Annotated in this window: 21 protein-coding genes; 14 read left to right on the plus strand and 7 right to left on the minus strand. The window is 66.9% G+C overall.

Annotated elements, in window-relative coordinates; translation table 11 throughout:
• The first annotated feature begins 6 nt into the window (after nucleotides 1-6).
• The 9 genes from C6I20_RS06500 to C6I20_RS06540 all read left to right on the plus strand — a co-directional run bounded on the left by C6I20_RS06500 (nucleotide 7) and on the right by C6I20_RS06540 (nucleotide 8,326).
• Entirely contained in the window at nucleotides 7-672 is a 666-nt protein-coding gene (locus C6I20_RS06500) for a metalloregulator ArsR/SmtB family transcription factor (protein WP_216823002.1), read from the plus strand.
• Complete coding sequence (sufB, locus tag C6I20_RS06505) at nucleotides 669-2,114, plus strand: Fe-S cluster assembly protein SufB (protein ID WP_118395219.1); 1,446 nt, start codon at nucleotides 669-671, stop codon at nucleotides 2,112-2,114. The genes C6I20_RS06500 and sufB overlap by 4 nt, the downstream gene beginning before the upstream one ends.
• Nucleotides 2,111-3,307 (plus strand): Fe-S cluster assembly protein SufD, encoded by a 1,197-nt coding sequence (sufD, locus tag C6I20_RS06510; RefSeq protein WP_118395220.1) that lies wholly within the window; start codon nucleotides 2,111-2,113, stop codon nucleotides 3,305-3,307. The genes sufB and sufD overlap by 4 nt, the downstream gene beginning before the upstream one ends.
• Nucleotides 3,304-3,624 carry a non-heme iron oxygenase ferredoxin subunit gene (locus tag C6I20_RS06515; RefSeq protein ID WP_118395221.1) on the plus strand — a complete coding sequence of 107 codons (321 nt, stop codon included), beginning with the start codon at nucleotides 3,304-3,306 and terminating at the stop codon, nucleotides 3,622-3,624. Before sufD ends, C6I20_RS06515 begins: the two co-directional genes overlap by 4 nt.
• A 6-nt stretch (nucleotides 3,625-3,630) precedes the next feature.
• On the plus strand, nucleotides 3,631-4,395 hold the full coding sequence (gene sufC / locus C6I20_RS06520; protein ID WP_118395222.1) for a Fe-S cluster assembly ATPase SufC: 765 nt from the start codon (nucleotides 3,631-3,633) through the stop codon (nucleotides 4,393-4,395).
• Nucleotides 4,392-5,648 carry a cysteine desulfurase gene (locus tag C6I20_RS06525; protein WP_118395223.1) on the plus strand — a complete coding sequence of 419 codons (1,257 nt, stop codon included), beginning with the start codon at nucleotides 4,392-4,394 and terminating at the stop codon, nucleotides 5,646-5,648. The genes sufC and C6I20_RS06525 overlap by 4 nt, the downstream gene beginning before the upstream one ends.
• Nucleotides 5,649-5,651: 3 nt before the next feature.
• Nucleotides 5,652-6,143 (plus strand): Fe-S cluster assembly sulfur transfer protein SufU, encoded by a 492-nt coding sequence (gene sufU / locus C6I20_RS06530; RefSeq protein WP_118395224.1) that lies wholly within the window; start codon nucleotides 5,652-5,654, stop codon nucleotides 6,141-6,143.
• Complete coding sequence (locus tag C6I20_RS06535) at nucleotides 6,140-6,514, plus strand: metal-sulfur cluster assembly factor (RefSeq protein WP_118395225.1); 375 nt, start codon at nucleotides 6,140-6,142, stop codon at nucleotides 6,512-6,514. The genes sufU and C6I20_RS06535 overlap by 4 nt, the downstream gene beginning before the upstream one ends.
• 213 nt (nucleotides 6,515-6,727) lie before the next feature.
• Nucleotides 6,728-8,326, plus strand: a complete 1,599-nt coding sequence (locus C6I20_RS06540) for an ABC-F family ATP-binding cassette domain-containing protein (protein WP_118395226.1) — start codon at nucleotides 6,728-6,730, stop codon at nucleotides 8,324-8,326.
• A 35-nt stretch (nucleotides 8,327-8,361) separates the two neighbouring features.
• On the opposite strand, the gene C6I20_RS06545 is transcribed toward C6I20_RS06540, so the two are convergent.
• The 3 genes from C6I20_RS06545 to C6I20_RS06560 form a co-directional block, all read right to left on the minus strand.
• Entirely contained in the window at nucleotides 8,362-8,883 is a 522-nt protein-coding gene (locus tag C6I20_RS06545; RefSeq protein WP_118395227.1) for a hypothetical protein, read from the minus strand.
• A 440-nt stretch (nucleotides 8,884-9,323) separates the two neighbouring features.
• Complete coding sequence (locus C6I20_RS06555) at nucleotides 9,324-9,815, minus strand: hypothetical protein (protein ID WP_118395229.1); 492 nt, start codon at nucleotides 9,813-9,815, stop codon at nucleotides 9,324-9,326.
• A gap of 83 nt (nucleotides 9,816-9,898) precedes the next feature.
• Nucleotides 9,899-10,750, minus strand: coding sequence for an SURF1 family protein (locus C6I20_RS06560; protein WP_118395230.1), 852 nt, complete (start codon nucleotides 10,748-10,750; stop codon nucleotides 9,899-9,901).
• On the opposite strand from C6I20_RS06560, the gene moaA reads away from it, so the two are divergent.
• Complete coding sequence (gene moaA, locus C6I20_RS06565; protein ID WP_216823003.1) at nucleotides 10,749-11,735, plus strand: GTP 3',8-cyclase MoaA; 987 nt, start codon at nucleotides 10,749-10,751, stop codon at nucleotides 11,733-11,735. The two genes, C6I20_RS06560 and moaA, sit on opposite strands and share 2 nt — an antisense overlap.
• A gap of 18 nt (nucleotides 11,736-11,753) precedes the next feature.
• Here moaA and C6I20_RS06570 read toward each other — a convergent pair whose 3' ends face one another.
• Both C6I20_RS06570 and C6I20_RS06575 read right to left on the minus strand, forming a co-directional pair.
• Nucleotides 11,754-11,960 (minus strand): acetone carboxylase, encoded by a 207-nt coding sequence (locus tag C6I20_RS06570; RefSeq protein WP_254052271.1) that lies wholly within the window; start codon nucleotides 11,958-11,960, stop codon nucleotides 11,754-11,756.
• Nucleotides 11,953-12,288, minus strand: a complete 336-nt coding sequence (locus C6I20_RS06575; RefSeq protein ID WP_118395232.1) for a DUF3099 domain-containing protein — start codon at nucleotides 12,286-12,288, stop codon at nucleotides 11,953-11,955. Before C6I20_RS06575 ends, C6I20_RS06570 begins: the two co-directional genes overlap by 8 nt.
• A gap of 86 nt (nucleotides 12,289-12,374) precedes the next feature.
• On the opposite strand from C6I20_RS06575, the gene C6I20_RS06580 reads away from it, so the two are divergent.
• Nucleotides 12,375-12,590, plus strand: a complete 216-nt coding sequence (locus C6I20_RS06580) for a dodecin (protein ID WP_118395233.1) — start codon at nucleotides 12,375-12,377, stop codon at nucleotides 12,588-12,590.
• Nucleotide 12,591: 1 nt separating this feature from the next.
• Here C6I20_RS06580 and C6I20_RS06585 read toward each other — a convergent pair whose 3' ends face one another.
• Nucleotides 12,592-13,800, minus strand: coding sequence for an MFS transporter (locus C6I20_RS06585; protein WP_118395234.1), 1,209 nt, complete (start codon nucleotides 13,798-13,800; stop codon nucleotides 12,592-12,594).
• Between the two features lie 100 nt (nucleotides 13,801-13,900).
• Nucleotides 13,901-15,106, minus strand: coding sequence for a phosphoserine phosphatase SerB (gene serB / locus C6I20_RS06590; RefSeq protein WP_254052272.1), 1,206 nt, complete (start codon nucleotides 15,104-15,106; stop codon nucleotides 13,901-13,903).
• Nucleotides 15,107-15,187: 81 nt separating this feature from the next.
• On the opposite strand from serB, the gene C6I20_RS06595 reads away from it, so the two are divergent.
• From C6I20_RS06595 to C6I20_RS06605, 3 genes are read left to right on the plus strand one after another with little or no spacing between them, the layout of a single operon-like run.
• Nucleotides 15,188-16,009, plus strand: a complete 822-nt coding sequence (locus tag C6I20_RS06595; protein ID WP_118395236.1) for an ABC transporter ATP-binding protein — start codon at nucleotides 15,188-15,190, stop codon at nucleotides 16,007-16,009.
• Nucleotides 16,006-16,470 (plus strand): NfeD family protein, encoded by a 465-nt coding sequence (locus C6I20_RS06600; RefSeq protein WP_216823004.1) that lies wholly within the window; start codon nucleotides 16,006-16,008, stop codon nucleotides 16,468-16,470. Before C6I20_RS06595 ends, C6I20_RS06600 begins: the two co-directional genes overlap by 4 nt.
• Nucleotides 16,470-17,558 (plus strand): SPFH domain-containing protein, encoded by a 1,089-nt coding sequence (locus C6I20_RS06605; protein ID WP_118395237.1) that lies wholly within the window; start codon nucleotides 16,470-16,472, stop codon nucleotides 17,556-17,558. The genes C6I20_RS06600 and C6I20_RS06605 overlap by 1 nt, the downstream gene beginning before the upstream one ends.
• Nucleotides 17,559-17,597 lie beyond the last annotated feature (39 nt).

Raw genomic sequence — 17,597 nt, forward strand, 5'->3', positions numbered from 1 at the left:
CCCACTGTGGAACCCACAGTGGACGATGCCCCGACCCGTGAGCGGGTGGCCACGACGATCCTCGAGAACGGCCCTTCGACCGCGGCAGACCTGGCGGTGCTGCTCAAGGTGACCCCGGCAGCAGTGCGTCGACACCTGGACCAGCTCCTCGCCGACGGAGTCCTTGAGGCACGTGACCAGCGGGTCACCGGCCAGCGCGGTCGCGGTCGTCCGGCCAAGGTGTTCGTCATCACCGACGCGGGTCGCGATCACTTCGCCCACGCGTACGACGAGCTTGCCGCCGGTGCCCTTCGCTACCTTTCCGAGACCGGTGGCGACGCGGCCGTCATGGCTTTCGCCCGACACCGCCTGACCGATCTCGAGGACCGCTACCGGCCACTGCTGGCCACGGTCGACCCGGCACAGCGCCCGCAGGCGCTCGCCGAGGCGCTCAGCGCCGACGGATACGCCGCCTCGGTCGGTTCCACCCCCGCAGGCGCCCAGATGTGCCAGCACCACTGCCCGGTCGCCCACGTGGCCGAGGAGTTCCCCCAGATGTGCGAGGCCGAGACTGAGATGTTTGCTCGTCTCCTCGGCACCCACGTGCAGCGACTCGCGACCATCGCCCACGGCGATGGCGTCTGCACGACTCACCTTCCCACGATCCCACCAGCAGAGAGGTTGCCCTCATGACCACCACGTCAGAGACCAACGCACCCAATGCCATCGAAGAGGCCAATCCGGGTCTCAAGGATGTCGGCCGCTACGAGTTCGGCTGGTCCGACAAGACCGACGCCGGCGCCACCTCCAAGCGTGGACTGAGCGAGGACGTCGTCCGCAACATCTCGGCGCTCAAGGACGAGCCGCAGTGGATGCTCGACATGCGCCTCAAGGGCCTCAAGCTGTTCGGTCGCAAGCCCATGCCGACGTGGGGCTCCGACCTCAGCGGCATCGACTTCGACAACATCAAGTACTTCGTCCGCTCGACCGAGAAGCAGGCGGCGACGTGGGACGACCTGCCCGAGGACATCAAGAACACGTATGACCGTCTCGGCATCCCCGAGGCCGAGAAGCAGCGTCTCGTCTCCGGTGTCGCGGCACAGTACGAGTCCGAGGTCGTCTACCACTCGATCCGTGAGGACCTCGAGGAGCAGGGCGTCCTGTTCCTGGACACCGACACCGCGCTCAAGGAGCACCCCGAGCTGTTCCGTGAGTACTTCGCGACGATCATCCCGGTCGGCGACAACAAGTTCTCCGCGCTCAACACGTCGGTGTGGTCCGGTGGATCGTTCATCTACGTCCCCAAGGGTGTCCACGTCGACATCCCGCTGCAGGCCTACTTCCGCATCAACACCGAGAACATGGGTCAGTTCGAGCGCACCCTGATCATCGCCGACGAGGACTCGTACGTTCACTACGTCGAGGGCTGCACGGCGCCGATCTACTCCAGCGACTCGTTGCACTCCGCAGTCGTCGAGATCGTCGTCAAGAAGGGCGCCCGCGTCCGCTACACGACGATCCAGAACTGGTCGAACAACGTCTACAACCTGGTCACCAAGCGCGCCGTCTGCGAAGAGGGCGCGACGATGGAGTGGGTCGACGGCAACATCGGCTCCAAGGTCACCATGAAGTACCCCGCGGTCTACCTCATGGGCGAGCACGCCCGTGGCGAGACGCTCTCGATCGCCTTCGCCGGCGAGGGCCAGCACCAGGATGCCGGCGCCAAGATGGTGCACGCTGCGCCCAACACGTCGAGCTCGATCCTGAGCAAGTCCGTCGCGCGCAACGGTGGACGTACGTCCTACCGGGGCCTGCTTCAGGTGCTCGAGGGCGCCGAGGGCTCGGCCAGCACGGTCAAGTGCGACGCGCTGCTGGTCGACCAGATCAGCCGCTCGGACACCTACCCGTACGTCGACGTCCGCGAGGACGATGTGACGCTGGGCCACGAGGCGACCGTGTCCAAGCTCAGCGACGACCAGCTCTTCTACTTCATGTCACGTGGCATGGAGGAGGACGAGGCCATGGCGATGATCGTGCGCGGATTCGTCGAGCCGATCGCGCGCGAGCTGCCGATGGAGTACGCGCTCGAGCTGAACCGCCTGATCGAGCTCCAGATGGAGGGCGCTGTCGGATGACCATCGCACCCGAAACTTCCAAGACCAGCTTCCAGGACCTGTCCCAGGCTCTTGAGCTGGCTCCCGTCGAGTCGCACCTGCACCCGGAGGGGTCCTTCGACCTCGCCGATCACGCGGTGCCGACCGGTCTCGAGGAGATCTGGCGCTTCACCCCGCTCAAGCGTCTCCGCGGACTGCACCAGGACACCCCGCTGGACGGTGACGACTTCACGATCGAGGTCGAGGCCGCCGAGGGCGTCACCGCTGTCTCGGTGCCTGCTGCCGACTCCGCACGTGGCGCGTCGGGTTACATCCCGGTTGACCGCGTGTCGGCCCGCGCCTGGGAGGCCACTCGCTCGGTCTTCGAGGTGACGATCCCGGCCAACGTCGAGGTCGACGAGCCGACGACGATCCGGCTGCACGGCGGCGGGTTGGAGAAGGCCGCGGCCGGGCACCTGCTCGTCCGCGCCGGCCAGTTCTCCAAGGCCGTCGTGATCGTCGACTACGACGGGTCCGCAACGTGGGCTGAGAACATCGAGGTCGTGCTCGAGGACGGCGCACAGCTGACCTTCGTGACGATCCAGGACTGGAACGACGACAGTGTCCACGTCGTCACCCAGCACGCGCGGGTCGGTCGTGATGCCCAGCTGCGGCACATCGCCGTCTCGCTCGGCGGTGACGTCGTTCGCGCCAGCACCTCGGCGGACTACCACGGCACCGGCGGCAGCGTCGAGATGCTCGGCGTCTACTTCGCTGATGCCGGCCAGCACATCGAGCACCGCTTGTTCGTCGACCACACGGCACCGCGCACCAAGAGCAACGTCGAGTACAAGGGCGCCCTGCAGGGCAAGGACGCCCACACGGTCTGGATCGGCAACGTCCTGATCCGCAAGGAGGCCGAGGGCATCCTGACGTACGAGAGCAATGACAACCTCGTGCTGACCGATGGCGCCAAGGCCGACTCGGTGCCCAACCTCGAGATCGAGACCGGTGAGATCGAGGGCGCGGGACACGCGTCCACGACCGGCCGCTTCGACGACGAGCACCTGTTCTACCTGCAGAGCCGCGGAATCGAGGAGGAGGACGCCCGACGCCTCGTCGTCCACGGCTTCTTCAACGACATCATCCGGCGCATCGGCGTCCCGTCCCTCCAGGAGCGCCTGATCGCCTCCATCGAGGAGGAGCTCGCCGAGCACGTAGGACGACTCGCATGAGCTTCGTCGCTGCCGCCGCCCTCGCGGACGTTCCCCAGGGCGGTGTGCTGGCGGTCGAGATCGACGGCACCGAAGTCGCGCTGATCCGCGACGGCGACGACGTCTATGCCCTGCATGATGAGTGCTCGCACGCCTCGATCCCGCTCTCGGAGGGTGACGTCGAAGGTTGCGAGATCGAGTGCTGGCTGCACGGATCACGCTTCGATGCCCGCACCGGCAAGCCGGTCAACCTACCTGCCACACAACCCGTACCCACTTACACGACACAGATCGAGGGAGACACCGTCATGGTCGACCTCTCGACACCCAGGAGCTGAAGACACATGGCAACACTTGAGATCAAGGACCTGCACGTCTCGGTCAAGACCGAGGAGGGCGACAAGGAGATCCTCAAGGGGGTCAACCTGACGGTCCGCTCCGGTGAGGTGCACGCCATCATGGGGCCCAACGGCTCCGGCAAGTCGACACTGGCCTACTCCATCGCCGGCCACCCCAAGTACGACGTCACCAGCGGGTCGGTGACCCTCGACGGCGTCGACATCTTGTCGATGACTGTCGACCAGCGTGCCCGTGCCGGACTGTTCCTCGCGATGCAGTACCCCGTCGAGGTTCCCGGGGTCTCGGTCGCCAACTTCCTGCGCACCGCGAAGACCGCGATCGACGGCGAGGCTCCCAAGCTGCGCACGTGGATCAAGGACGTCAACGAGGCGCTCGAGCGTGTGACGCTGGGCAAGGAGTTCGCTCAGCGCAGCGTCAACGAGGGCTTCTCCGGTGGCGAGAAGAAGCGTCACGAGGTCGCCCAGCTCGAGCTGCTCAACCCCACGTTCGCGGTGCTCGACGAGACCGACTCGGGTCTGGACATCGACGCGCTCCGCGTCGTCTCCGACGGCGTCAACCGCTACAGCGAGCAGGGCGATCGTGGAGTGCTGCTGATCACGCACTACACGCGCATCCTGCAGTACATCAAGCCCGACTACGTCCACGTGTTCGTTGCGGGCCGTCTGGCCGAGAGCGGTGGGCGTGAGCTCGCCGACCAGCTCGAGGCTGAGGGCTACGACAAGTACGTCAAGGCCGCGGCTCAGGCATGACCGTTGTCGAGGGCACCCAGACGTACGACGTCGCCAGGATCCGGGAGGACTTCCCGATCCTGGGGCGTCACCTGGCCGGCGACCTCCCGTTGGTCTACCTCGACAGTGCCAACACTTCGCAGAAGCCGCGCCAGGTCATTGACGCGATCGACGACCACTACCGGCTGCACAACGCCAATGTGGCTCGCGCGATGCACCAGCTCGGCACCGAGGCAAGCGCGGCCTTTGAGCTGGGTCGCGACAAGGTCGCGGCATTCATCGGCGCTCCGAGCCGCGACGAGGTCATCTTCACCAAGAACGCCTCCGAGGCGCTCAACCTGGTCGCCCGCACGCTGGGCGACTCGGGTCGGATCGGCGCGGACCACCAGATCGTGATCAGCGAGATGGAGCACCACTCCAACATCGTGCCGTGGCAGCAGCTCAGCCAGCGCACCGGCGCGAGCCTGCGCTGGTTCGGCGTCACGGACGAGGGTCGGCTCGACCTCGACGACATCGACACGCTGATCACCGAGCAGACCGCCGTCGTCTCGGTCACGTGGGTCTCCAACATGCTGGGCACGATCAACCCGCTCGACGAGATCATCGCCAAGGCGCACGCTGTCGGCGCCCTGGTCGTCGTCGATGCATCGCAGGCCGTGCCACAGATGCCGGTCGACGTGGCCGCGCTCGGTGCGGACTTCGTGGCGTTCACGGGCCACAAGATGGTCGGCCCGACCGGCATCGGAGTCCTGTGGGGTCGCTACGACCTGCTCGCCGAGCTGCCGCCGTTCCTCGGTGGTGGCGAGATGATCGAGACCGTCACGATGGCCGGCTCGACGTACGCTGCGCCACCCTCACGCTTCGAGGCCGGCACCCCGCCGATCGCGCAGGCCGTGGGCCTCGGCGCGGCAGCCGACTACCTGACGGCGGTCGGCATGGATGCCATCGCGGCGCACGAGCAGGAGATCACCGCCTACGCCCTCGGCGCGATGCAGGAGATCGACGGCCTGCGGATCGTCGGGCCCACCGATGCTGTCGCACGCGGGGGAGCGATCAGCTTCACGCTGGGCGACATCCATCCGCACGACGTGTCGCAGCTGCTGGACTCCCGCGGCGTCGCGGTGCGCGCCGGTCACCACTGCGCCAAGCCGGTGCACCAGAGGTTCGGCGTGCAGTCCACGACCCGCGCGTCCTTCTACCTCTACACGACCCGCGAGGAGATCGATGTGATGGTCGAGGCGTTGCACCACACGAAGAAGTACTTCGGAGGTTGAGACATGACTGATGCCACCAACGTCGATGCGCTGTACCAGGAGATCATCCTGGACCACTACAAGCGACCCCACGGCGCCGGACTTCGCGAGCCTTTCGAAGCCGAGGTCCACCACGTCAATCCGTCCTGCGGCGACGAGATCACCCTCCGCGTCCACCTCGATGGCGAGACCGTCGCGGACGTTTCCTACGACGCCCAGGGCTGCTCGATCAGCCGGGCATCGACCTCGGTGCTCAACGACCTGATCGTCGGCAAGAGCATCACCGAGGGCATGGCCGTCCTGGACGAGTTCAACACCTTGATGCACGGCAAGGGCAAGATCGAGCCCGATGAGGACATCCTCGAGGACGGCATCGCCTTCGCCGGCGTCGCCCAGTTCCCGGGGCGCATCAAGTGCGCCCTGCTGGGCTGGATGGCCTGGAAGGATGCCGTTTCACAGGCACTCGTCACGACTTCTTCGACCACCACAGCGTCAACCACAGGAGAGACCCCATGACCACTGATCACTCCGACTTCCCGAACGTCGACCTCGAGGCGGCGGTCCAGCCCAAGGGCGCCACCACGAAGGAAGACATCATCGAGGCCATGAAGGATGTCGTCGACCCCGAGCTCGGCATCAATGTCGTCGACCTCGGCCTGGTCTACGGCGCGGACGTCGACGAGCACAGCAACACCGTGCTGTCGATGACCTTGACCTCGGCGGCCTGCCCGTTGACCGACGTCATCGAGGACCAGACGCGCGCTGCCCTCGACGGCCTGGTCAACGACTTCCGGATCGAGTGGGTCTGGATGCCGCCGTGGGGCCCGGACAAGATCACCGACGACGGTCGCGAGATGTTGCGGGCGCTCGGCTTCAACATCGGCTGACCACCCGGCTCTGGAGCTTGTCGAAAAAATTCGTCGGCACTCGGCGCCCTTTCGACAGGCTCGAGGGCCGGTGTGTGCGGACGCACAGTCGATGCGGTCGGGAACAGGCCGGGCAGCCCGTACAGTGGAGGGGTGCCTTTCTATCAGCGGGAGTGACGCAGGCGTCTGTTCGCCTGCCCATTCGCACACCCTGATCTGAAGGAAATTCCCACCATGCTCACCATCTCCAATGTGGAGCTGCGCTTCGGCGCCCGCGTCCTGATGTCCGATGTCTCGTTCCGCGTGGACAAGGGCGACAAGGTCGGCCTCGTCGGCCGCAATGGTGCTGGCAAGACGACGTTGACCCGGATGCTCTCGGGCGATGGATTGCCTGCCGCCGGCTCGATTACGTCGTCGGGAAAGATCGGCTACCTGCCGCAGGACCCCAAGTCCGGCGATCTGGCCACGACCGCCCGCGACCGCATCCTCGGGGCCCGAGGGCTCGACGAGGCGCTGACCGCGATGCGCAAGGCCGAGATCGACATGGGCTCGCCCGACCCCGAGATCGCCGAGAAGGCCATGCGTGCCTACACCCGCGCGGACGCGACCTTCGGCGCTGGCGGTGGCTACGCGGCCGAGTCCGAGGCCGCGACGATCGCGAAGGCGCTCGGCCTGCCGGACCGGGTGCTGGATCAGCCGCTGTCGACTTTGTCGGGTGGCCAGAGACGACGCATTGAGCTGGCTCGCATCCTGTTCTCCGATGCCGACACGCTGCTGCTCGACGAGCCCACCAACCACCTGGACGCCGACTCCGTGGTCTGGCTGAGGGGCTTCCTCAAGACCTTCTCCGGCGGCATCGTGATCATCAGCCACGATGTCGAGCTGATCGAGGAGACCGTCAACAAGGTCCTCTACCTCGACGCGAACCGCGCCACCATCGACATCTACAACATGGGCTGGAAGTCGTACGTCAAGCAGCGCGAGGCCGACGAGCACCGTCGCAAGCGCGAGCGGACGCTCGCGGTCAAGAAGGCTGACCAGCTCACGAGCCAGGCCAACAAGTTCCGCGCCAAGGCGTCCAAGGCCGCAACTGCCCAGCAGATGCTGCGCCGGGCCGAGCAGCTCGTCTCGGGCCTCGAGGGCGAGCGCGTGCAGGACAAGGTCGCGAACATCAAGTTCCCCAAGCCCGCCCCCTGCGGCAAGACCCCGCTCATGGCGGAAGGTCTGTCCAAGTCTTACGGCTCGCTGGAAATCTTTACCGACGTCGACCTGGCGATCGACAAGGGCAGCCGGGTTGTCGTGCTGGGACTCAACGGTGCTGGCAAGACGACGCTGCTGCGCATCCTCGCTGGCACGCTCGAGGCCGACACGGGTGACATCCTGCCGGGCCACGGGCTCAAGATCGGATACTTCGCGCAGGAGCACGAGACCCTCGACACCTCGCGCACTGTGCTGGAGAACATGCAGGCGAACGCACCCCAGCTCACCGACACCGAGGCGCGCAGTGTGCTCGGCTCGTTCCTGTTCAGCGGCGATGACACGTCCAAGCCGGCCGGCGTGTTGTCCGGCGGCGAGAAGACCCGGCTGGCGTTGGCCAGCCTGATCGTGTCGAGCGCCAACGTCCTGATCCTCGATGAGCCCACCAACAACCTGGACCCTGCGTCCCGCGCGGAGGTCCTGCGTGCCATCCGGACGTACGAGGGTGCCATCGTGCTCGTCTCGCACGATGAGGGCGCCGTGCTGGCTCTGGAGCCCGACCGTGTGCTGCTGCTGCCCGACGGCGACGAGGATCTCTGGTCCGACGACTACGCCGACCTGGTCAGCCTCGCGTAGCGACTCCTGACGGGGAGCCAGCGCGGGTCGGTGGGCTATTCGGCGGTGTCTCGGTTCCACTGTGGGCCGGCTGCGGAGAAGAACAGCAGGACGGATCCGGCGGCGACTCCGGTCGAGGCAGCCGCAGTGGCGCTGTCAGAGGCCAGCGCAGGGATCGCGCCGACGACCGAGATGACGATCATGCTTGTCGCCAGCCACCGGAAGACCGGCATCGTGAATGCGCGGGCAAACGGCAGGAAGTGGGCGCCGACGACGAAGACCACCCAGACAAGGACTGTGTCAGGTCGGTCGAGGACGTTGCTGATGAATGCCGCACCGAGGGGGATCGCGACGATCATCACCGAAACCGCAACCCCATACGTGCGCAACGCCGAGCGGCTGGGTAGCGCCTGTTGCACCTCGGGGCCACGTAGGACGACGAACCAGATGATGACGGCGAACGCCGCGGCCGCACCGATGCGCCAGACCAGCGATGCGGGCACCTGTCCAGCGTTGGCGAGCACGAACACCAGACCGGCAATCGCGCCGATGATCGAGCCGATGGGTCGTGTGCGCATTGAGTCGAGTCAACACCATGGGTGTCGCCCACGCCACGCGTGACAGGTCTCGCCGGCCGGGGGTGGCTGGTCCGTGCGGTGGTGTCGAGAACCGCCCTTGTGGTTCGCTGGGCACGTGCCTGAGGATCGTCCGAACAGTGAAGCGCGCGCCCTCGGTGACGCGGATGACAGCCTGGCCGAGATCGTCGATGCCATCAAGGTGTTGGCCAGGCTGCATCCCGACGTGACCAGTATCAGTGTGACCAGCGGTCAGCGGTCGATCACGGTCGCCAGACCAGAGCACACGGCGCCGGTTGGCGGGCAGAGCCCAGCGGCCCGCGAGACCCCGACCCGCACTCAACCAGGCGCGACCACGGCACCTCCGGCCGAGGACGATCAACCCGCTGCGCGACACAGACGCGCCCCGTAGCCGGATCCGTCCCGCGGTCGGTGGGTCGGTTCTAGCGCGGGACCGTGACCTCGAGAGCTGCGCCGCCGAACCCGTTCTCGGTGTCCCTGCCCTCGACAGTCACGACATCGACGTCGTCGGGGATCTCAAGGTTGCTCTGGGTGCGTGTCACAGGCTGCTCGTCGGCGTGATCGTGGTCCAGCGTGTGCTCGCCGAGCACATTCCCGCTCGCATCCATGACCCGCCAGCCGTCGGCGTACCGCTGCGGGCTGTCGTACTCCGAGCTGAGGGTCACGTCCAGCGACCAGGATCCGTTGCTATCGCGCTCGAGCACGGCGCGGAGGACGTCTGGGTGGTCGGCGTTCTTGGTGTCGGGTTCCAGATCCGTGGACGCGCTGGCCGAAGCACCCGATGGTGCGCTGGCCTCGGAATCCGACGAGCTCGCACCACAGCCAGCCAGCATCAAGGCCAGACCCAGGGCAGCGCCCACGGCCAGCGCGACTCGATGCGGGATTTTGTGGTCGGCGTTCGCGGTGCGAGTCATGTCCTCAATCGTGCCAGCCGACCGGTCACCGGGCCCGTTTGGAATCCCCCGGATAGGCAGCAGATCGGCCACTGGCCGGGTCGTCAGCCTGGCTTGACAGGCTTGGACTGCTCGGCGAAACCGTCGATCCGGGTCGGACTGAGCCGTTCCTTGGCCTCGGCCCGGGCAAACCAGAAATAGCCGACGACGGCCAGCAACGCGAAGAACCACCACTGCAGCGCATAGAAGAAGTGCGGCCCCTGGCCCCGCTCAGGAGTGGGTTCGGCCGCGAGGGGTGTCGACGGCGCCGGACTTTCGGTCCGCAGGTTCAGGTAGCCATTGAGCAACGGCTGTGGGACCAATGAGGACATGGCATCGCTCGAGATCGCTCGGACCTGACCGTCGAGTGGTTTGACCGCGTTGCCGCCAGCCCCATTGTTCTGACGCAGCCAGCCCACGATCGTCACCTCGCCGCTGGGCGGTGGTGGCACGACCGGGTGTGCGACGTTGTTGGCAGTTTCCTGCCAGCCGCGGTCGACCAGGATCGCTCGGCCGGATGGCAGCACGAGTGGGGTCACTACGTCGACGCCGGGCGCCCCGTCGCGGGTCGTGAACTTGACCGTGACCTGGTGCTCGACGTCGTACGTTCCGGTGGCCCGCACCCGGGTGAACTCGGTGTCACCATTGACCACGTCGCCCGGCTCGAGTGCTGTCTCGATGTCGATCGGATCGGTCTTGAGGTGCGTCGTGATGATCTTGTTCTGGTCCAACCGATGCTCGAGTCGATGGAACTGCCACAACCCCAGACGGGTGCAGACGGCGGCGAGCAGGATGACGAAGATCGCGAATCCGATCCAGCGTCCACTCAACAGGAAGCGGTACACAGGTCGAAGGTAGTTGTCAGCACCAACTCCACCGCTGCCGGGTTGGTCGAACGCGCCTAGGATGGGCGACATGGAGTTGATCGATGGACATGGCCGGGTCGCCACAGACCTGCGCGTCTCGCTGACCGATCGCTGCAACCTCCGCTGCCAGTACTGCATGCCTGCCGAGGGTCTGGACTGGATGCCGACCGAGGAGACGCTCACTGACACCGAGCTCATGCGCCTGATTCGCATCGGTGTCGAGATCTTGGGCATCCAGGACGTCCGATTCACAGGTGGTGAGCCGCTGCTGCGTCGCAGCCTGCCCGACCTCGTCGCCGCGACCAAGGCGCTGCCTTCCAAGCCGCGCACGGCCATGACGTCGAACGGGCTCGGCCTCAAGCACACTGCCAAGGCGCTGGCCGCGGCCGGACTTGATCGGGTCAACATCAGCCTCGACACGACCGATCCGGCGACCTTCGAGAAGATCACCCGCCGCAACCGCCTGCACGACGTCATCGATGGCCTGGCCGCCGCTCGCGACGCCGGTCTCGTACCGGTCAAGGTCAACGCTGTGCTGCTGCGCGGGATCAATGATGGCGAAGCGCCCGATCTGCTGCGCTGGTGCATGAAGCACGACTACGAGCTGCGCTTCATCGAGCAGATGCCGCTCGACGCGCAGCACGGCTGGAACCGCGAGGCCATGGTCACGGCAGAGGAGACCCTGACCCTGCTGGGTCAGCACTTTGAGCTGACTGGTCTCGATGGCCGTGGTTCGGCCCCGGCTGAGAAGTTCCTCGTCGATGCCGGACCCCATACGGTCGGGATCATCGGATCGGTCACGCGGCCGTTCTGCGGCGACTGCAACCGCGTACGCCTGACCGCCGACGGCCAGATCCTCAACTGTCTGTTCGCCCGCGAGGAGTCCGACCTGCGTGCCGCGCTGCGTACCGGGGCCTCCGACGAGGAGATCGCCCGACACTGGGCGGCCGCGATGATGACCAAACTGCCCGGGCACGGCATCGACGACCCCGCATTCCTGCAGTCATCGCGCCCGATGTCGTCCATCGGCGGCTAGGCGGCCCTCAGGCCCTGTTCAGGGGCCTGCGGGATCGGGGGAGGGCGTGGTCTCCTTCCAGAAGCCACGGGCCGACAGGAACGCTCGGAGCGTCTTCTCGTGCTCGTCGCACGCCAGCCAGATCTTGCGCCGCTCGGGCGTGTGGATCTTCGGGTTGTTCCACAGCACCTGGTGCCGCGCCTGCTCGGTGCAGTCCTTGGCCGAGCAGGTCAGGCCATCACTCACGATCGAGCGGCGGGGTCTGCGGCGCCTCGATCTGGCCCTTGGCCTCGGGACCGAACGGCGACGGCCCGGAGCCCTTCTTGCGCACGCCTGCATTGGCCAGGATCACCGAGGTGTAGGGCAGGAACACCGCGCCGGCGAAAAGGATCCAACCGATGCGTGACCACGGGGATGGGACGGCGGTCAGCAGGATCACGCCACCGACGAAGCACAAGGTGCGGATCGCCATCGAGATTGCGTAACGCTTCTCACGGCGACCTCGGTCCTCACTCTGGGACTCGGCGGCCGTCGTGATCGAAAAGACCTGCTGCTTGCGCGGTTCGTTCGGCACAACTCCATGGTACGTCGCATGTCGCGACCTGTCGGATCGGAACGGGGTGCTCGCGGCCTGACGGGGGATGGTCGTACGCTCTGGACATGACTGATCGCACCTACCGAGTCACCGAGATCGTCGGGACCTCACCGGACGGCATCACCGAAGCCGTCGACAACGGGATCAAACGGGCCTCCAAGACCCTGCGCCACCTCGACTGGTTCGAGGTCACCGACATCCGGGGACAGGTCACCGACACCGACGTCTCGCACTACCAGGTCACGATGAAGCTGGGCTTCCGGCTCGAGGACGACGAGTGATCTAGTCGGTCGAGCCGAACCGGCGCAGCAGCGCCGCGCCACCCGACAGTGCGACGACCAGCCCGCCGTAGACGTACGTCGTCGCGGCCAGGCCGATGTGTGGGGCGGCGACGCCCGCAGCCACGGCCGGGACGCCGAACGCCACGTAGCTGACCACGAACACCGCGGCGAACAGCTCGGCGCGCTCGTGGGGGCCCACGGTCGACGTGATCGACCGCATGATGCCCAGGAACGCCGTGCCGAACCCGGCCCCAGTGACCACGGCCGCCGCGATGAAGCCCCACAGCGTCCCGCCGGCCAGCGCGGCGAGGGTCAGGGCCGTGCCGATCGACAGTGCGCTGGTCCCGAAGATCGTGATCCGCCGGGCGGACTGGTGGCGCGCCACGAAGCAGGCCAATGATCCGACTCCGGTCAGGACCGCGACCACGAGCCCCTGCTCGACGTGGTTGGTGCCGCCCAGCTCGATCGCGACGATGGGTGCGCCCAGGGACAGGTACAGCCCGCCGGTGGCCCAGCCGGCAACCAGGGCGGGGCTGCTGCGCAAGAACGCCGCTCGCGCTGGCGGAGGAACTCCCACCCGGGGACGGAGCGATCCGAGCACCCCCTCGTGTCGGGGGGACGTCTCGGGAAGCAGCCAGACGGCGGCCGCCAGCACGGCGTACAGCGCGGACAGCGACCCGAACACCACGACGAGTGGGGCGGAGACGTACTCGAGCGCGACGCCGGCTAGCAGCGCGCCCACCGCCAGCCCACCGAGCGGTGCGACGCTGTTGAACGTCGCGGCGGCGCCTGGCCTGCGCTCGGGCTCCAGATCGACGACCGCTGCCGTGAGCGACGACAGCAGCAGACCGCTTGCGACACCCTGCACGATCCTGGCCAGGAACAGCAGCCCGACTGAGTCGGCGTGCCAGAACGCGACCATGCTGGCGGCCAGCAGGACGAAGCCGACCGAGATGACCGGGCGCCGCCCGATGTGGTCCGACAGCGAGCCCACGAGCAGCAGCGCCACCAGGAGCGCGATCGCGTAGACCGCGAAGATCCCGGTCAGTGTTGCCGAGGAGAATCCCAGCTGCTCCTTGAGCACCGGATAGAACGGCGACGGTGCGCTGGCCCCGGTCATCATCGCGACCAGCGCAGCGAGTGCCAGCACGAACCCGCCGCCGCGGATCCGGCTTCGCCCGGGGGAGGCCGCCAGCGCGGTCGCAGTCATGTCGGTCCTAGATCGGATGAGTTCGGCAAGTTCGGAACTGTCAATGTACGTTCCCGCGCCTACCCGACCACGTCCTCGGCGCAGACGACATGGCTGCTGCCTAGTCGGCAGCGTCGGCGGCCTCGACCTCTTCGCGGGTGATGCCGAGCAGGTAGACGATGGCATCCAGGTACGGCACGTTGACCGAGGTCCGGGCCTGGTCGCGGACCAGAGGTTTGGCGTTGAACGCGATGCCCAGCCCGGCCGCCGCGAGCATGTCCAGATCGTTGGCGCCGTCACCGATCGCGACGGTGTTGCGGACCGGGATGCGGGCCTGATCGGCGAAGCGACGCAGCGCCTCGGCCTTGCCGGCGCGGTCGACGATCTCGCCGACGATTCGGCCGGTCAGTCGACCGTCGACGACCTCGAGCTGGTTGGCGGCGAAATAGTCGATGTCGAGCTCGGTCGCGATCCGCTCGATGATCTGCGTGAATCCGCCGCTGACCAGTGCGAATCGATAGCCGAGCCGCTTGAGGGTTCGGATCATGGTCCGTGCGCCCGGCGCATAGGTCAACGACTCGTACACCTCGTCGAGCGCGGACTCCTGGACACCGGCGAGCAGTGCCACGCGGGCGATCAGCGACTCGGAGAAGTCGATCTCTCCGCGCATCGCCGACTCAGTGACGGCGGCGACCTCGGCCTCGAAGCCGGCATGGGCCGCGATCATCTCGATGACCTCGCCCTGTATCAAGGTCGAGTCGACGTCCATCACGACCAGGCGCTGGGCGTGGCGGAGGATGCCGTTCTCCTGCACCGCGACGTCGACACCCTGCTCGTGTGCCACCGCGGCCAGGTCGGACTGCAGCAGGTCGGGATCTGCGCCGGAGACCTCCATCCGGATCGCAGTGACCGGATAGCGCGCCATCCGGACGATGCGGTCGATGTTGCCACCGTCGTCCTTGATGCGCTGTGCCAGCGCTGCCATCGCCGCGGGCCGCAGCGGCGCGCCGAGCACGACGACCTGCGAGCGACCGATCCGGCGGGGCCGGTTGTCGCCCGTGCCGTGCTCGACCGTGACCTCCAGGCCGAAGTCGGCACCCACGGCGCGCACGGTGCCGTCTAGTCCGGGCTGGTCCTCCGGGACGGTCAGCAGGGCACTCAGAATGAGCCGTCCACGGACGACGAGCTGTTCGATGTCGATGACTTCGACCCCGAACGGCTCGAGCGCGGAGAACAGGCGCGTCGTGACACCGCTCTGGTCAGGACCCGTGAGGGTCACCAGGACGGTGGGGTCGGTGAAGTGCAGGGTCGGCACAGGTTCGGTCATCGCACCCGAGGCTATCGCTGACCGCATCCGGCTCCGCGATAGGTTGACACCACCGCCACCAAAACACCACCTGGAGGGTGCATGCCTGCGGCTTTCGAGCTCTCGAAGGTGAGTGTCGTACGTCCCGGCAAGGTCCTGCTCGACCATGTCAGCTGGACCGTCGAGGAAGACCAGCGCTGGGTCGTGCTCGGCCCAAACGGCGCCGGCAAGACGACACTCATGCAGATCATCAGCGCGACGGCTCATCCGTCGAGCGGCAAGGTACGGATCCTGGGCAGCAAGCTCGGCAAGGTCGACGTCTTCGAGCTGCGCACCCGGATCGGGCACACCAGCACCGCGGTCGCCGACCGCATCCCCCCGGGCGAGTCCGTCAGCAACACGATCATGTCCGCCGCGCACGCCGTGCTGGGGCGTTGGCAGGAGCAGTACGACGACGAGGACCGCGCCCGGGCCAGGCAGATGATGGGCGAGATGGGCATCACGGCACTGGCGGACCGTACCTTCGGGACGCTGTCCGAAGGAGAGCGCAAACGCGTCCTGATTGCTCGCGCGCTGATGACGGACCCCGAGCTGCTGCTGCTCGACGAGCCCGCCGCCGGACTCGACCTGGGCGCTCGTGAGGACCTGATGAGCAGCCTCGAGATGCTGTCCAACTCGCCCGAGGCCCCGGTCCTGGTCATGGTGTCGCACCACGTCGAAGAGATCCCGGTCGGTTTCACCCACGTGTTGTTGCTGCGGGATGGCAAGGTGGTCAGCCAGGGTCCGATCGAGTCGACGCTGACAGGCGAGACGCTCAGCGCGACCTTCGGGTCGCGCATCCAGTTGACGCGGGACGGTGGACGCTACGCCGCTCGTCGGGCAGCATACGGACACCGGGCCGACAACACAGGGGAGGCACGATGATCGACTGGATGCAGGATCACGCGTGGGCCACATGGCTTGGCATTGCCGTAGTGCTGGCGTTGGTCGAGCTGCTCAGCCTCGACCTCGTGCTGTTGATGTTTGCCCTCGGGGCACTCGCAGCCGCCGTCGTGACCGGCCTCGGCGGTCCGCTGTGGCTCGCCATCGTGGTGTTCATCCTTGTCACGGTTGCCCTCGTGCTGCTGGTACGCCCGCCGCTCGTCGCGCGGCTGCACGATGGACCCACTCTCATGACGGGCCACCAGGCGCTGGTCGGCCACACCGCGATCGTGGTCGAGCCGGTCGACCACCGTCAGGGCCGGGTCCAGCTGTCCGGCGAGCTGTGGTCGGCGCGGACCCAGCTCGACGCTGAGTCGTTCGACACCGGAACCGAAGTACTTGTCACGCGGATCGATGGCGCCACCGTCATCGTCACCGCAGCAGCCACCACCAAGGAGTCCTGATGTCCGCAGCACTTGTCGTGCTCATCCTTCTAGCCGTCCTGGCGATCTCGGTCGTCTCGATGACGGTCAAGATCGTCCCGCAAGCCAGATCCGGCATCGTCGAACGTTTCGGCAAGTACCGCACGACGCTGTCGGCGGGCCTGAACATCGTGGTGCCGTTCATCGACAAGGTGCGCTACGTCATCGACCTGCGCGAGCAGGTCGTCTCGTTCCCCCCGCAGCCCGTCATCACCGAGGACAACCTGGTCGTCTCGATCGACACGGTCATCTACTTCCAGGTCACCGACCCGGTCGCGGCGACGTACGAGATCGCCAACTACATCCAGGCGATCGAGCAGCTGACCATGACGACGCTGCGCAACATCACGGGTGGCATGAGCCTGGAGCATGCGCTGACCAGCCGAGACCAGATCAACTCGGGCCTGCGCGGCGAGCTCGACAGCGCGACCGGCAAGTGGGGCATCCGCGTCAACCGGGTCGAGCTCAAGGGCATCGACCCGCCGCCCTCGATCATCGACGCGATGGAGCAGCAGATGCGCGCCGAGCGCAACAAGCGCGCGGCAATCCTGACCGCCGAGGGCGAGCGTCAGTCGGCAATCCTCATGGCTGAAGGTCGCAAGCAGTCCGCGATCCTGACCGCCGAGGGCGACCGCCAGGCACAGATCCTCACGGCGCAGGCTGACCGGCAGGCGCAGATCCTGCGCTCGCAGGGCGAGGCACAGGCCATCCAGACCGTCTTCCAGGCGATCCACGACGGCAACCCCGATCAGAAGCTGCTGTCATACCAGTACCTCCAGATGCTGCCGAAGATCGCCGAGGGCAACAACGCCACGACGTGGATCATCCCGGCAGAGCTGACCAAGGCACTCGGCACGCTGGGTGGCACGCTCGGCACGATCCCGGTCGACGGCGGCGGCAGCAAGACCCGAATCGACTTCGACGAGCCGATCGAGGACGACCTCCAGCCGGACGCCGCGACCAATGAAGCGGTCCAGGAGGCCCTGAACGCCGCCAAGGCCGCCGAGACGACCATGAGCAAGCCGCCGGCGGCGCCCGAGAGCGGGACCCCGGAGCCTCCTCAGGCGTGACCTAGGCAGAACGAAGGGCGGGTCGGGACCACAGTCCCG

The organism is Aeromicrobium sp. A1-2 (assembly GCF_003443875.1).
Lineage (GTDB): Bacteria > Actinomycetota > Actinomycetes > Propionibacteriales > Nocardioidaceae > Aeromicrobium.

What these genes read in the sequence shown, in the direction of transcription:
- sufB (WP_118395219.1), top strand. Translation starts at nt 669, where the DNA reads ATGACCACCACGTCAGAGACCAACGCACCCAATGCCATCGAAGAGGCC.
- sufD (WP_118395220.1), top strand. Translation starts at nt 2,111, where the DNA reads ATGACCATCGCACCCGAAACTTCCAAGACCAGCTTCCAGGACCTGTCC.
- C6I20_RS06515 (WP_118395221.1), top strand. Translation starts at nt 3,304, where the DNA reads ATGAGCTTCGTCGCTGCCGCCGCCCTCGCGGACGTTCCCCAGGGCGGT.
- sufC (WP_118395222.1), top strand. Translation starts at nt 3,631, where the DNA reads ATGGCAACACTTGAGATCAAGGACCTGCACGTCTCGGTCAAGACCGAG.
- C6I20_RS06525 (WP_118395223.1), top strand. Translation starts at nt 4,392, where the DNA reads ATGACCGTTGTCGAGGGCACCCAGACGTACGACGTCGCCAGGATCCGG.
- sufU (WP_118395224.1), top strand. Translation starts at nt 5,652, where the DNA reads ATGACTGATGCCACCAACGTCGATGCGCTGTACCAGGAGATCATCCTG.
- C6I20_RS06535 (WP_118395225.1), top strand. Translation starts at nt 6,140, where the DNA reads ATGACCACTGATCACTCCGACTTCCCGAACGTCGACCTCGAGGCGGCG.
- C6I20_RS06540 (WP_118395226.1), top strand. Translation starts at nt 6,728, where the DNA reads ATGCTCACCATCTCCAATGTGGAGCTGCGCTTCGGCGCCCGCGTCCTG.
- C6I20_RS06545 (WP_118395227.1), bottom strand. Translation starts at nt 8,883, where the DNA reads ATGCGCACACGACCCATCGGCTCGATCATCGGCGCGATTGCCGGTCTG.
- C6I20_RS06555 (WP_118395229.1), bottom strand. Translation starts at nt 9,815, where the DNA reads ATGACTCGCACCGCGAACGCCGACCACAAAATCCCGCATCGAGTCGCG.
- moaA (WP_216823003.1), top strand. Translation starts at nt 10,749, where the DNA reads ATGGAGTTGATCGATGGACATGGCCGGGTCGCCACAGACCTGCGCGTC.
- C6I20_RS06560 (WP_118395230.1), bottom strand. Translation starts at nt 10,750, where the DNA reads ATGTCGCCCATCCTAGGCGCGTTCGACCAACCCGGCAGCGGTGGAGTT.
- C6I20_RS06580 (WP_118395233.1), top strand. Translation starts at nt 12,375, where the DNA reads ATGACTGATCGCACCTACCGAGTCACCGAGATCGTCGGGACCTCACCG.
- C6I20_RS06585 (WP_118395234.1), bottom strand. Translation starts at nt 13,800, where the DNA reads ATGACTGCGACCGCGCTGGCGGCCTCCCCCGGGCGAAGCCGGATCCGC.
- serB (WP_254052272.1), bottom strand. Translation starts at nt 15,106, where the DNA reads ATGACCGAACCTGTGCCGACCCTGCACTTCACCGACCCCACCGTCCTG.
- C6I20_RS06595 (WP_118395236.1), top strand. Translation starts at nt 15,188, where the DNA reads ATGCCTGCGGCTTTCGAGCTCTCGAAGGTGAGTGTCGTACGTCCCGGC.
- C6I20_RS06600 (WP_216823004.1), top strand. Translation starts at nt 16,006, where the DNA reads ATGATCGACTGGATGCAGGATCACGCGTGGGCCACATGGCTTGGCATT.
- C6I20_RS06605 (WP_118395237.1), top strand. Translation starts at nt 16,470, where the DNA reads ATGTCCGCAGCACTTGTCGTGCTCATCCTTCTAGCCGTCCTGGCGATC.